Origin of the sequence: Sulfuracidifex metallicus DSM 6482 = JCM 9184, from assembly GCA_032834875.1 — an archaeon.
GTDB classification, from domain to species: Archaea; Thermoproteota; Thermoprotei_A; order Sulfolobales; family Sulfolobaceae; genus Sulfuracidifex; species Sulfuracidifex metallicus.
The window spans coordinates 1,581,198-1,594,670 of record CP135238.1 but is presented as its reverse complement, the minus strand read 5'-3'; the positions used below and the strand labels follow the sequence as shown (position 1 = coordinate 1,594,670).

Sequence of the window (13,473 nt, the reverse complement as noted above, 5' to 3'; positions counted from 1 at the left end):
CGGTAAATGTGATCTTAGACGCCTCAGTATTCAGTAGAGCTGCTAAATACATTGATCCTAATGACTTCAAGAAGTTCTATCCAAAGGAGGAAATGGAAATAACGTTAGGTAGGCTTACTTCCATGAATGGTACTTTACTGAAATTAAATAACGTCAAAGTGAGAAGCTCCCCTGAAAGGACATCTGACGGAAAGGCGGCTAAGATCATAGAGCAAGTTAACAATGTATACGCCAAATTTCAAGTTCCAGCCGGAGCTACATTCTCTGACGTTATAGCAGAAACCGAAAAAGAGGGATTCTATCCGGCATTATTTCCCATGTATCTAGAGGGAACCGTAGGTGGCTTTGTAGCTACCAATGGGTCTGGATTTGGAAGTTACAGATTCGGTTTCGTGAACTTCAAGAAGTCCGTGCACGTTCTCGAGAACGATAACGTGAAGATGCTTGCTGTTAAGTACAACGAGCTTCTAGAGAGCAAGACTGAGATCCCTTATGCATGGAGTGGAATAATTTACGAAGACGGAACGACCCTCTATTATTCCCCTGTCTACTACTCGTCTCTAATTTCTGAGCAAGATAGAGGTAATATCAATACTGGAGACCTTATCAAGAAAATTCATCAACAGACTAAGAAAGTTATCAAAAGGGATTATATACCAGTCATTTTAAGGACTTCTGTAGATAACTTGCCCAGAATTAAGTCTTCTTTTAATATGGATTATACATGTGGATATATTATTAATCATAATTCACCTTCGAAACAAGGTGTTTTAATTGGATCTATAGAGGAATCGAGGATATCTGATTTAATGAATTTCCTCAAGTCTAACGCTGAAGTGTATCCGTGGCCATCTTTATCTGAATACGAAGAGATACATAAATTCATAATTGACAAATTAAGAAATCTAAAGAAACCTGAAGTTAAAATTCCGAAGAGGTTCACCAGAGCTAGAAATGAATATATTGACTCAATGAAATGCATTAACTGTGGAATCTGCCTCAACTCATGTTTATCTTTTAAAATAACTAAAAATCCACTTTACTCTCCTCCTGGAAGATTTGGTAGAATATTGACAGAACGTGATGCTGACTTCTGCTTTGGATGTAAGGAATGTGAGGAATCTTGTCCAGTAGGTATTCAAATTTCATCAATAATGGAAGTTCTACCTAAATTCAACGAAACTTATGAGAAGTTATCTGTAGATACTCCCAAGGCTAGCCTAGACATAAAGCAAATGGTGATGGAGTTAGATTCGAAATATAGAAACAAGCCTGTCTTTCTTCTAGTATCAGGTTGTGCAACTAAGTATGATCCCCTTGGATTAAAGGGATTTCTAGGTTTCTTACACTCCTCTAATGGAAATCTTCCTCCAGGAATGTCACCAAGGGTTAACTTGATAGATGGAGAGTGCTGCGGATTTCCTGAGTACATTTCTGGAAACGAGGAGGAAGCTAGAAAGTATGTCATGAGAATAAGGGAGCTCAAAGAACAAGTTGGAGCTCAAGGCGTCTATTTCCTTTGTCCTGAGGGATTATATGTTTACAATAAACTTAGCGAGGATGATGGCATTTTAGCTTATGATGTTCTCAAGGCAAACGTAAACCAGGAAGAAGTTCACGCTGGCTGCTGGGCTAAGAAACTGGGGATAACTGGAAGTCATGGAGAATGTGCAGGAGTCTGGGCTATGTCATATAAAGGAGGAACCTTTCCCATTACAGCAAAGAACTATTCAACGATTTGTCCTTTCTCTACTTGGAAATTTGGGACAGCATCAGTCTATAGCAAATTTGTTATCAAGGATATAGGTACACAACAAACTTCAAGCTCATTCAATGATACGGATTTGGTAGAGATTATTATAGATTCCGTAAAGAGATCGCTCTTAAACGCTGCTGACGAGATAGCTGGAAAGGTATATTTCTGGAAGTCTGGTGGATCTCAGTACTTCATATTAATTTCGTCTTCAATAGCAAAGAAGTATTTCTATAAGACATTATTCGAAAACATAACCAAGAATCAACAGTTAAAGGAAGCCACTAAGGAAATCATAGCAAACAAAACCTTATTTAACGAGAAGATAAAATCTATCTCTGAAATAATTTCACATCAGAGTTTTGATGATGCAATAACTAAACTTCAACAGAGAATCTTGCAGTCTCCTAATTTGGAATACTCCATGAAAGATGTAGTGAATTCCAATGATTTTATAAATGCCTTGAACAGAATATCCAAGTTAATCATCACGCCTTCTATAATATCAGATGCATTAGCTGAGGCCGCATACCTCTAAGTTAACGACCTCATAAATAAAAGGTTAGGAGTTGGAAAGTAATTAATGAAAATCAAAGTACTTTACTTTGCCCTGCTCAAAGATATAACAGGAATTCAGGAGGAATCCATAGAAACTAATTGTTCCAACGTTCAATGCCTAAAGGAACAGTTAGAGAAAAAATGGGGGCAGGCTTTCTCTAGCCTTATAGAAGGAAAAAAGGGAATAAAGGTAATTTTCCTTATTAATGGAGAAATAAAAGATGAAATTAAAGATGGCGACGAAGTGGCGTTAATGCCACCTCCAGCTGGAGGGGATTTAATCAGAGGAAGAATAGATATACTAGAAGAAATAAGGAAGTTTAGAGAGTCTGCTCCCCCGGAGGCAGGTTCCCTTGTAGTTTACGTAGGTTTCGTCAAGGGAAAGATAGAAGACCACCAAGTGCTTGAGTTAGATTACGAAAGTTATGACGATTATACCAAGAAGCGTTTTCAAGAAATAGAAAGAGACATAAAGGCTAAGTATAAGGACATAGTTGATATAAAAATTGTACATGCAATAGATAATATGAAGCCTGGAGAGAACGTAATGCTAATAATGGCGCTAGGAAGAGGAAGGCAGGATTCCATAGAGGCTGTGAAGGAAACCGTAGAGCTAGTTAAACATACAACGGGAATTTGGAAGCTCGAGAAGAGGGACGACGGTGACTTCTGGGTGGTAGCGGGGAATACTAGGGTGAAGAAAGGCGATGTCTAGACATTTGTATAGCTTGTTGTCAATTGCAGGATTTGACTCAGGTAACGGTGCTGGCGTGGAAACCGATATCAAGGTATTCGACTTATTAGGCTTCCATGGTGTTGGCGCAATAACTGCAATAACTTCACAGAATACCACCGGCGTTAAGAAAATATATCCTTTAACAGGGGAACAACTAAGGGAACAGATAAGGACTATCTTTGAGGATTTTGAGGTCATTGGAGTTAAGACTGGAATGGTGTACAACTCTGAACAAGTTAAGGTAATAAAGGATGAACTAAGAGATAAGAACTTACCAATAGTGGTAGATCCAGTAATTTTCGCGAAGGATGGGACTTCTCTCATTGATGAACCTAAGAGCTTTATTGAACTTATCAAGGGAGCATTTGCCATTACCCCCAATGCGGATGAGGCTACAATCCTCATAAAAGGAAGAAAAGAAGAAGTGAAGAATCAAAGGGAACTTTGCACTGACCTTCTCAATAAGTATGATAATAATTACGTTGTGCTTAAGGGAGGTCATATACCAGGGGATAAGTCAAAGGATGTGTTGTGCTGGAAGGAAGGAATTACCGAGTTCTATTTACCTAGAAGATTATCCAAGGATACACACGGAACCGGTAGCGTATTCGCTTCAGCCCTTCTTGCATATTACTTGAAAGTTGGAAACATGATCGAAGCTGTATCAAAAGCTAAACTTCTAGTATACGAGGGAATATCTCACGGAATAAACGCTGGTAGAGGAATAGGACCTATCGATCCTTCAGTGCAACTCAGGAAAGAAGCCATGAAGTTTAAGGTCATGGAAGATATGAGAAGGTTCTCACATTTTATTAACCAATATAACAATAACTTCTATCATCTAATTCCAGAGGTTCAATCAAACTTAGCACACTCCATAGAACCAGAACTTGTAGACGATCTAAATGATATAGCTACATTTGAAGGAAGAATCATAAAGGAATGGAATGGCAACGTAAGAGTAGGCTTTCCATCGGTCTTCGGATACCCTACCCATACGGCTAGGCTTCTATTGGGCTTAATAAAGAGGGGAGTGAAATGTGATTCTTTGATAAATGTAAGGTTTGATGAGAGATACGTCAAGGCTTTGATGGACAATGGTTATAGAGTAATAGAAATAGACCGGGAAAAAGAACCTACATGGGGAGAAGGTAAAACCATGGAATGGATTGCGGAATTATCCTATAGAGAAAACGCAACTGTGGCATTTGACAGAGGGATGAAGGGAAAGGAAGCTATGATCAGAATATGGTCCTACGGTATATATGATATTATAAAAGCTTTGAAAGTATTGCTAGACTAGGTGTAAATCATGATTCTACAAGCAATAACTTCGTGCAAGAACTTAGTTAGAACGGGCTGGATGCAGAGCGGAGTTCCTCCATCCTCAGGAGATACTGTAGCCTCGCATTCATTTGAGGCTGCGATATTAGCATATTATTTAGCAACAGAACTGAGCAAAAGAGGAGTGAAGGTAAATCCAGATCACGCGTCAGCTATAGCTCTTTTTCATGATTTGGGAGAGTCGTTGTTAGGAGACCTCCCAAAGTGGGCATCCCAAAGGATAAACAAAAGGGAAGCTGAGCTTGAAGCATTCAAGGAAATAGGGGTAGGTGAAGATTTGTTCGCTGAACTAAAAAATGGCGAGACAATGGAGGCGAAAATAGCAAAGCTCTCCGATAGACTCTCCACGTGCATTGAAGCTAAGAGGCTTATTAAACGTGGATATAGCGTAGAAAGAATTGTGGAAAGCTATATGCCGGAGATAGAGAGAATTCTAAACGATCCTAATCTATCTCTCTTGAGGGAAACTGTTAACGAGATGCTCTCCTAATTGGCGTTTCTGACCTCGCTTTTAGGAGTAACTTTCCATTCATATTTTGAGTGTAGAAGTCCCTTAATATATCCCTTTAACAATGCCCAATAGAAAGGTAAACCATAACTTAAGTTAGCGTTACGATTTACGTAAATTGTGGGAATTGAAAGAGATACGTAAATTAACAATGAAACGATGAAGGGTAAAGGACTAACTAATGGAGCAATTAGAAGATCAACGCCTAGGACAAAGAAAGGAAGTATGTAAAGTCCCCATTGATTGACATAAAGGAATCCTTCTATTCCTCTAAGTCCTTTACCTAACATATAGAACGATTCGGAAAATAGCTCGCCTGATCCATAAGCCCAACGGGAAAGCTGAGAAACCAGAGATTGAACGTTGGGAGGAGACAAGGTATAAATTAATGGATCCTGAATGTACGTAACCTTTATTCCACTTAAGAAGAGCCTTATTCCAATTTCGAGATCTTCCGCCATAGAGCCTTCCTTGAATTCACCTATCTTCTTTAAAACTTCTTTTTTCAGCAACAAGGACGATCCATTTGGAAATATTGGTAAACCTAGCTTAGACCTACCTCTGAAAAGGGATCGCATGGAAAACTCTGTCATTGCAGAGTAGGATCTCTCTAGTTGATTCTTGAACTTCTCCCTAACCTTGAGCTTAAACGCTATGGCGTCACAGTCTAACAAGGAGACCTTATCCATAAAGTCACTTTCCAATCTAGCCTCAACGTCTAGGAAAAGCAGGGTATCGTTCTGACTAGCTTGAACTCCTAAGTTGAGAGCACCAGCCTTTCTTCCCTTTCCATTACCCTTGATTACCTTAGCGAAATCATATTTCCTAGCTAAATTCTTGATTTTTTGCAATGTATCTTCCTCATCGTCTGAAACTATGATTAACTCGAAATCATGAAAAGATTGCGTTGATAGGTTGCTTAGGAACTCTTCAACTGTCGGAAGTTCCTCACCCTTTATTGCAGTAACTATGCTTATCTTCTTACGATTTCCCCGCTTTACTATATCTTGATAATCACTCACATTATAATATAAAAACTGTAATAAGTTCCACGCGGAAGGAAATAGAATTACAATTAAGCTGAGAAAAAACGCTATTGAAAAGTCTAGATTAAACGACATATGCTATTTAGTTACTAAAGCCTTCTTTATGTTGTCTATTGCCTCTGAAGCCGTGCCCCATCCTGAAATTTTGACCCATTTACCCGGCTCTAATTCCTTGTAATGCTCAAAGAAATGAACCATCTTATTTTTCAGCGCATCTGGAATGTCGGTTATTTCCCTTATGTTTGAGAAAGTTGGATCTATCTTGTCCTTTGGAACTGCTATTATCTTAGTATCAACTCCTTCCTCGTCAGTCATTCGTATCATTCCTATTGGTCTGGCCTCAATAACTGTGCCAGGATAGAAAGGTTGATTGCTTATAACAAGAACATCTATAGGATCTCCATCGTCGGCCTTGGTACCAGGAACGAAACCGTAGTTGAACGGATAAACCATGGAGGTATATAAAACCCTGTCAACCTTTACTACTTCTTCCTCTTCATCATATTCATACTTTACATTAGATCCCATGGGGATTTCTATTAAAACATTTACTAATTTTGGAAAGTCTTTTCCTGCTGACAACTTCATGATTCTCACCTTAAAATATCACCATTAATATTTAAGTGATTCTTTAAGGAGATAAGGCTTTCAAAGGGGAAACTAACGTAATTGATTGACCGACTCATTAAAATAAATCTTTTTAATATAGAATAAGTTTCTTTTATACTAATTAAATAATAATATAGATAGTAACTAAGGTAATTATTTCATTTAATATGAAAACTAAGTATAATGAAAGATTTTTAATACAACTGTGCCTAATAGAATTCATGGGCTTATTTAAGAAGGAGAAAACCATAAACACATCCGTTCCTCTAGAACAAATAGTAAACAGCTTTGTGACATATCTTCAAGGACAAGGTTGGAAAGTACAACAACTTAGCGGGAACGGAAAGGCTGTCATCCAAGCTCAAAAGGCTGGAATATTGAGAGATATATTCACTGCCGATAGAGCGTTAACATTCACCTTAGAACAAGCAGGCAATAATCAAGTTCTAGTGAGAGTGGGAGCAGGAAAATGGATCCAAAACATTGCTGTAACAGCTATAGAAACAATAGTGCTTTCAGAGCTATTTCTATTCGTTGACGTTCCAGAAATGCTATGGAATACCCATGTGGAATCAGAATTACTCAAAAGATTGGAGCAAATTGCCCAAGGTATGACAGTTTAAGACATAAGAGAAAAAAAGAACTAATTTTTTATTATTTTTATTGTGACTTCTTACTTTTACAGCTGAATTTTTATATCACTATTTTATTAAGAAGGCAGAAATTGATAAAGCCTTATAAAAAGAACTATATGTATATATAAAACGATAAGATCAATTTATACTTTTCCCTTTCTGAGACAATAAAGAGGAGTGAAAAATTATCTCCTTAGTTGTGGCGGCGCTACCTTTAAGCTACTCATAGCTTGTACTTCCCTTATTGACTCCTCAGGCCTTATGCTGTATTTGATTATGTATTTCTTAACTTCCCTATAGCTCTCGGGACTCTGTACTACTGGCTTAGCTGAAGCTAAGAGCTTCAAGTACATGGACCTCTTCTCTATTTCTGCTTTAGCCTCATCTAAGCTCCTTCCCATCTCCTCTATTCTAGATCTCAGGATCTTAGCTGAATCTAGCTCTAGTAAATGAACGTCTGACCTTGGCTCCCAGCTCACAACCCTTCTATAATCGTTAGGAGAGACTATTTCATCTACACCTACAGCACGCCTCCTTAGCACAACCTTGTCCCCAACGAATACTGGAAGTCTTCTCACGTTAACCACTATGTTCATCATGGAGATCCACTCTTGCGGTATATTCAGAGGGTTATTCATCAACCTCTTTATAGCAGAAGCCGTATCATAAGCGTGAAACGTCGTTGCACCGCCGTGTCCTGTGGATATTGCTTGAAACAATACGTAAGCCTCTTGACCTCTTATCTCTCCCACTACTATTAGATCTGGTCTATACCTTAGGGAGAGCTTCAGCAAATCCATTAACGAGATCTCCTTTCCAGTTCCGCCATATGCTGTTCTAGAGTATAACTGAACCCAGTTATCGTTTGCTATCCTTATTTCTGGAATATCCTCTATGGAAACTATCTTCATAGACTCTTTTACTAGATTCAAGAGCGAACCTAGAACTGTAGTTTTTCCCGCTCCAGTGACACCTATTACCATAAATGACATTTTCATATCTATGGCATACCACAAGTACGCTGCTGCATCCGCTGATAAAACCCCAGAATTTATCAAATCTAATATAGTAATTGGCTTATCCGCAAATCGCCTAATTACGAAGCTGGAACCTCTTGCGCTTACCTCGTTCCTGAACGTTGCAGCAATTCTATCTCCCTTTGGTAACATACCGTCTGCTATAGGATCTGCAATTGATATTGTTCTTCCGGTTAATGAAAGTAGTCTCAAAACTATTTGATCGCTTAGCTCATTACCATCTAGATCATATTCAAGGATTTTCATATTTTTAGAGAAAACTACGTTTGTAGGAACATACTCAAAGCTCCTATGGTAAACGTAAACTGGTAAGTCTAAACCAGAATAAGATATATCTTCTACCTCGCTATCGGCAATCAATGACGTTAATACGTTGTATCCAAACATATTCCTGAGTAAATAGTAAAGGGCTACGTTAGCACTTATGGACAACTGATAAAGGGTCCCCTTTTGACCTCCTATTATGCCAAGGTCTTTCCTCTTAGTGTCGAGATCAATTAAAACTTTACCTATGTTAATATCAACTGACTTACTTAGAAGCTCCCTCTCTATTTCCTCTATGATTTGCATGTAAAGCGAGAAAGTAGATTGATCAATTGGGGGTTCAAACAAGTTGTACTTATAAATTCCCTTCTCTTTATCGTAAGTAATGAAGACGTGTGGATTAACTATGTTATACTCTATATTATTTTCCAACAAAGAGTTTTTTACCTTTTCTGGAAGTATTGTCTTTAAATCAATGTCATAGTCAGATATAACTTCAGTTATATCCTGCGAGATGACAGAAACAGGATATAAGGTAACCGGTAAATCTTTGATATTCAACATAACGTCGCTAGTGGCGGACCCAATGCCACTTTTTGGTTTAAATTTAATTGAAGGAAACTTTGGCATAAGAATATAAATAGAAAAAGAGGTATATTAACTTTTAGAATGTTGGCCTTGCCGTAGATACTAAAGTTATATGTTGAGCTATTATAAGCAATATTACAGTTATTATAACCAGTATAGCAGAATGAATTAGACCTACTGAGGTTCTTCCAGAGCTTAGTTTTCCTACTAGAAGCCCTGCTAAGAATGAATTGAAAAGTGAAGATACAGATATAATATACAAAGCGTTAGGTAGCAGAACTTGAGCTTCCGCTAAAGGGCCATATGATAGACTTGCACCATGTTGTTGAGATAACACGTAAACCATGGAGTTGCCCAATAGAACTGATGCTACAAGAGCTAGAATTATACCGACGTAAGGAGTATACAGAAGTACCTTTATCCTTGAAATATATTCCCTCCTAATTCTTATCTGAGTAGAAATCTGGTCTGCCAAAAATTCCACAGTTTCCGGAGTTAAGCTACCTATCTCTATCATATCTGCTAAACTTATTAGAGACACCTTGCTTGAGAAATCCATTATTTGCTCTGCAGCCTTCTTGAACGAGTCCTTTAAAGGGTAACCTAATCTATTGTAGATATCAATAGTGTCCAGTACTGTATTGAACTTGCCCATTTCCTTGCTTCCCCTCAAGTTTCTAATTACAGCTTCTGGGGATAAACCGGCTCTCAATCCCTCTGATACTGCCCTCAAGAAAGCCACAACATAAATATCGTAACCAGTGCCTCTTTTCACTTCCTTCATTGCTAGGATACCAGGCGGAATTGAGGCTATCAATAAGCCTATTGTTATGGCTATTACAGTTGGGTTTATGCTAGATTCTGCTCCACTTAGCGTAAGGAACATTACCAATTGATTCGGAGTTCCAACAAAGGGAGGTATCTTGTTAATTATAGCTAAAATAACAAACATTACTAGCAGGCCTACTGGGAACGTTATAAAGAACAGTTTGTTTGCTTTAAGAGGTCTTTCAGGGAATTTGAACTGAGTTGCGTCGACTATATAGACAAATAACAAGTTTATTGCAGGTATTAGCAATACTGCCATTGCACCCAACAATTTGAATGATGAACCGCCTCCAAAAGACGGAAACAGTGCTTCAATTATCATGGCTAAGAAGAAAGTTATGAAACCTGAAGATAGCCAAATTACGTACCCTTCACCTATACCTTCTAACTTAGAGGCGCATCTGCAGCTGATACTTCAACGGCCTTAAGCAAATCCTTAGTCTTACTGTATATTGTATCTACTACAGGAGCACCAGTCCTTATTGCAGTAACGTAAGTCGTTAGGAAATCATTAAATAACTTAGAAGGAGAAATTGGTAGGGAATTTGTTATGGCTTCCTCCGTGCTTTCACCTAGAAATTTCATTCTCTTTGAAATATAAGCTGAAATTCCGCTTATGTTAGCAAGGGCATTAGACCTAGCCAAATAGTCAAACACGAACCTTACATTAAGTCCAGCCTTTAGAAAGACTAAGAATACCGAAGAGAATATAGGCGTTTCGCTGTCTATTCCTATTCTCCTACTCTCAATTCTTTGTGAAACGTTAATAGTATAAACTAAATACACTAAAGGGGGAATTATTATTCCAAATATGATCATCATCATTCCAACCGCTAGGTACTTGACATCATGAAGCCTTAGAAAATCTAAGAAGAGAAAGCCTCCAAAGACGAGCATTATTACTGTAAGGATCGAAGAGATTAGGAGAAATGATATTAGCCTTGATGCGTAAATTCTGGGGTCATCATTTAAGCCTGCCCTTTTTAGCTTCTCATCAAAAGACTTTGCCAATCCTTTGGCAAAACCGGAATTATAAAATAGTAAATCGAAAACTCCATACTGGGCACCCTTAGAGACTACGCCAATTCTTTGCTCATTCTCTTTTTTATTACCTTTCCTTAAGCTAAATTTCTGTCTACTCACATTATTAATGGTAAATTTCTATGATATAACTATTTCGTATGGATTTCTATTATATCCTTATCTTCGAGAATATGATCGCCACCAACTTTCTGTCCAGGGAACTTTACTGATTTACCCCATACCCTTGCATAACGCATTCCTTCTGCAAGGGAAGAATGCAATCTCCTTGCAACATCCATCACGGTAGATCCTTTTCTCATAATCAGCGGGTCCCCGGTGGCGTCTTCTCCAGGCTCCTTGGTGTAAACCCTTATAACGTCAAGACTCTCAAAAAGAACTTTCGGCAACTCTCTCCTTGCCACGTTAAAAGTTAAAGAGTAAACATCTACACCAAGAGGCTTTGGGGATACCAGAACGCCGGGCTTGAAGGTAACTGATTCAAATATAGCTTTCTCTACATCATCCATAGTTATTTCCCCGAGGATCCTAACAATTGCAGACTTTATTCCAAACCCTTCAAGATACTTTCTAATCTCGCTTTCGCTAGAATCTACTATTTTGCCTAAGTTAACTATTCTAAGCCCAGAGTTTCCATATCTGGATCTCTCTATGATAACCTTACCACGAGGTTTCTTTAGAAGTACGTTGTTATCCTCTAAGAATTTTTTTATTTGTTCGTACTCCTGAAGATCGTTTGCAACGATAACTATAGCGTCGGCGTTTCTGGCAAGACCAACAACTTTACTCAATGGAACGGTAAGGGGAGGGTTAACTAACTGCAACTTAATGTCCTCAAATGGAGCCATACCGGGAACTGGAACATCTCTAGGTATAACCTTCACGTTAGTGAGTGCTCTCAACAACTCAGTTCTCAGAAAGGCGTCTCCTAAGAGCACTACTTGACCTGCGCCTGCCTTCTCCACAAATATGGAAAATGATCTTTTCCCTCCCCCTTTTCTCTTCTCTTTTTCTGCTTCCTCTTTTAGTTCAGCTAACCTTCTCTTTGCCCAATACACTAAGTTTTCTGTGCCCTTATGTTTTGGAACATAACTTAGAAAGTCTTGTATTGCCTTAATCTTCTCCTCAGGGGTCTTTGCGTCCATCACCTTCATCCATTTTGCCTTTGCCTCCGCAGGTAAGTTAGTTACCAACTCCAGACCCCCCTTTTTTCAAGATAATAGTTAGGTGCAATACGATTTAATATCTTCCATGACCTCCTTAAAAAAGGCGGAGGAGGTTCGCCTTTTTCGTGTATTTTGGAAATCCAATTGATTGTCTTTTCGTCTGAAGGATACCCTGAACCAACATCACCATATTTTTCCTTAATCTTATCTATTTCCTTATCCCTTATCACCTTTGCTATGATACTGGCTGCACTACACTCAACGAAGTTCACATCAGCTTGATGAACAACGTTAGCTTCTATACCTAGGAGCTTCAAGTAGACTATAACCTCAGTTTCTCGTCCAACCTTGTCAACAGTGACTCGATTGGGCTTAAGATATAACATGGATGAAATGATCTTATTTACGGCTTGATAAGTCAGAGAATTCAAGTTGTTCAAGTCTATCTCTTGAGGTTGCACTTTTACTACTGAAAACGCGGACGCTATTTCCACAATCTCATAGAAAAGTTTCTCCCTACTTTTCCTGGACAGAGCTTTGCTGTCCCTTACTCCTTTATCTTTTAACTTATCCAACAGACTATCCTCAATTGCAACGCCTGCCACTACCATTGGACCTATTATAGGTCCCCTTCCGGCTTCATCAATTCCAATTATCATAATCTCAGAGATATAACTAATTTACCGGTTCTCTTTCCGTTCTTTAAGGATTCTCCTTCAAAACTTTCCTTAACTTCAGCCTTGACCATAGAAATGATGGATGATACTAACCTTTTCGCCACGGTTCTACTAATGAAATAGTAATCTACTCCTTCCTTTCCTATCTTGATGTCTGATAGATTGTTAATCACTTCATTAGAAAAGAAGGATTCAAAGAAAACTCTCTTCTCATTCAGACTTCCATTTCTAGTCCTTAATTGAACTACTGCGTCATAAAATCTGCCTCTCTTTTTCATGCAAGAGTCGCATAATGCCTCTTCTAAGTTAACATAAACTAGCTTTTGAACGTGTATAACTTCATTTGCAACTTTTCCAGAGAACGAAATTAAGGCAACATCTTTTCCATTCTTGTCCTTAGACATCTGCAGATCACTTTGATATTCAGTTAATTTATCGTCCATTTTAGCCCTCCTCATAATCTCATTATAGACTAAGTCTTCTATGGATAGATTTTCTATCCTGACCCATTTCCCGGAAATCCATTTCGAACCACATATTCTACATGTTCTTATGGTTACAGAACTGGGTACCTCAATCAAATCTTTTCTTTTTGCATAACAGGATGGACAAAGTAATCCAATGAGCTCCACGTCTTCTCTTCCACATGAAACGCAGAACTTTCGCCTGGACATGAGAATCCC

The 13,473-nt window shown here is 38.4% G+C and carries 13 protein-coding genes; 5 read left to right on the top strand and 8 right to left on the bottom strand.

Annotated features, from left to right (window positions below):
* Positions 1-8: 8 nt before the first annotated feature.
* From RQ359_RS08815 to RQ359_RS08800, 4 genes are read left to right on the top strand one after another with little or no spacing between them, the layout of a single operon-like run.
* On the top strand, positions 9-2,291 hold the full coding sequence (locus RQ359_RS08815) for a 4Fe-4S dicluster domain-containing protein (protein ID WP_156016815.1): 2,283 nt from the start codon (positions 9-11) through the stop codon (positions 2,289-2,291).
* Positions 2,292-2,336: 45 nt separating this feature from the next.
* A complete protein-coding gene (locus RQ359_RS08810) occupies positions 2,337-3,026 on the top strand; it encodes a MoaD family protein (RefSeq protein WP_156016817.1) in 690 nt (229 codons plus the stop codon).
* Positions 3,019-4,350: a bifunctional hydroxymethylpyrimidine kinase/phosphomethylpyrimidine kinase gene (thiD, locus tag RQ359_RS08805; protein WP_083476901.1), complete on the top strand. Its 1,332-nt coding sequence runs from the start codon at positions 3,019-3,021 to the stop codon at positions 4,348-4,350. Before RQ359_RS08810 ends, thiD begins: the two co-directional genes overlap by 8 nt.
* 6 nt (positions 4,351-4,356) lie before the next feature.
* Positions 4,357-4,881: an HD domain-containing protein gene (locus RQ359_RS08800; RefSeq protein ID WP_054837915.1), complete on the top strand. Its 525-nt coding sequence runs from the start codon at positions 4,357-4,359 to the stop codon at positions 4,879-4,881.
* On the opposite strand, the gene RQ359_RS08795 is transcribed toward RQ359_RS08800, so the two are convergent.
* Together RQ359_RS08795 and ppa are read right to left on the bottom strand one after the other, a co-directional pair.
* Positions 4,878-5,921: a glycosyltransferase family 2 protein gene (locus RQ359_RS08795; protein ID WP_162308986.1), complete on the bottom strand. Its 1,044-nt coding sequence runs from the start codon at positions 5,919-5,921 to the stop codon at positions 4,878-4,880. The two genes, RQ359_RS08800 and RQ359_RS08795, sit on opposite strands and share 4 nt — an antisense overlap.
* Before the next feature lie 102 nt (positions 5,922-6,023).
* Positions 6,024-6,533, bottom strand: coding sequence for an inorganic diphosphatase (gene ppa, locus RQ359_RS08790; protein ID WP_156016823.1), 510 nt, complete (start codon positions 6,531-6,533; stop codon positions 6,024-6,026).
* A 242-nt stretch (positions 6,534-6,775) separates the two neighbouring features.
* On the opposite strand from ppa, the gene RQ359_RS08785 reads away from it, so the two are divergent.
* Positions 6,776-7,177, top strand: coding sequence for a hypothetical protein (locus RQ359_RS08785; protein WP_054837966.1), 402 nt, complete (start codon positions 6,776-6,778; stop codon positions 7,175-7,177).
* A gap of 197 nt (positions 7,178-7,374) precedes the next feature.
* On the opposite strand, the gene RQ359_RS08780 is transcribed toward RQ359_RS08785, so the two are convergent.
* From RQ359_RS08780 to RQ359_RS08755, 6 genes are all read right to left on the bottom strand, one after another.
* Positions 7,375-9,120 (bottom strand): type II/IV secretion system ATPase subunit, encoded by a 1,746-nt coding sequence (locus RQ359_RS08780; RefSeq protein WP_054837918.1) that lies wholly within the window; start codon positions 9,118-9,120, stop codon positions 7,375-7,377.
* 34 nt (positions 9,121-9,154) lie between these two features.
* On the bottom strand, positions 9,155-10,228 hold the full coding sequence (locus RQ359_RS08775) for a type II secretion system F family protein (protein ID WP_457921166.1): 1,074 nt from the start codon (positions 10,226-10,228) through the stop codon (positions 9,155-9,157).
* A gap of 62 nt (positions 10,229-10,290) precedes the next feature.
* A complete protein-coding gene (locus tag RQ359_RS08770) occupies positions 10,291-11,049 on the bottom strand; it encodes a hypothetical protein (protein ID WP_457921165.1) in 759 nt (252 codons plus the stop codon).
* A gap of 29 nt (positions 11,050-11,078) precedes the next feature.
* Positions 11,079-12,140, bottom strand: coding sequence for a TGS domain-containing protein (locus RQ359_RS08765; protein WP_156016825.1), 1,062 nt, complete (start codon positions 12,138-12,140; stop codon positions 11,079-11,081).
* Entirely contained in the window at positions 12,134-12,772 is a 639-nt protein-coding gene (rnhB, locus tag RQ359_RS08760; protein WP_156016827.1) for a ribonuclease HII, read from the bottom strand. Before rnhB ends, RQ359_RS08765 begins: the two co-directional genes overlap by 7 nt.
* The gene (locus RQ359_RS08755; RefSeq protein WP_156016829.1) at positions 12,769-13,464 is read right to left on the bottom strand and encodes a 60S ribosomal export protein NMD3; all 696 of its coding nucleotides are present in this window, start codon (positions 13,462-13,464) and stop codon (positions 12,769-12,771) included. Before RQ359_RS08755 ends, rnhB begins: the two co-directional genes overlap by 4 nt.
* Between the last annotated feature and the right edge of the window lie 9 nt (positions 13,465-13,473).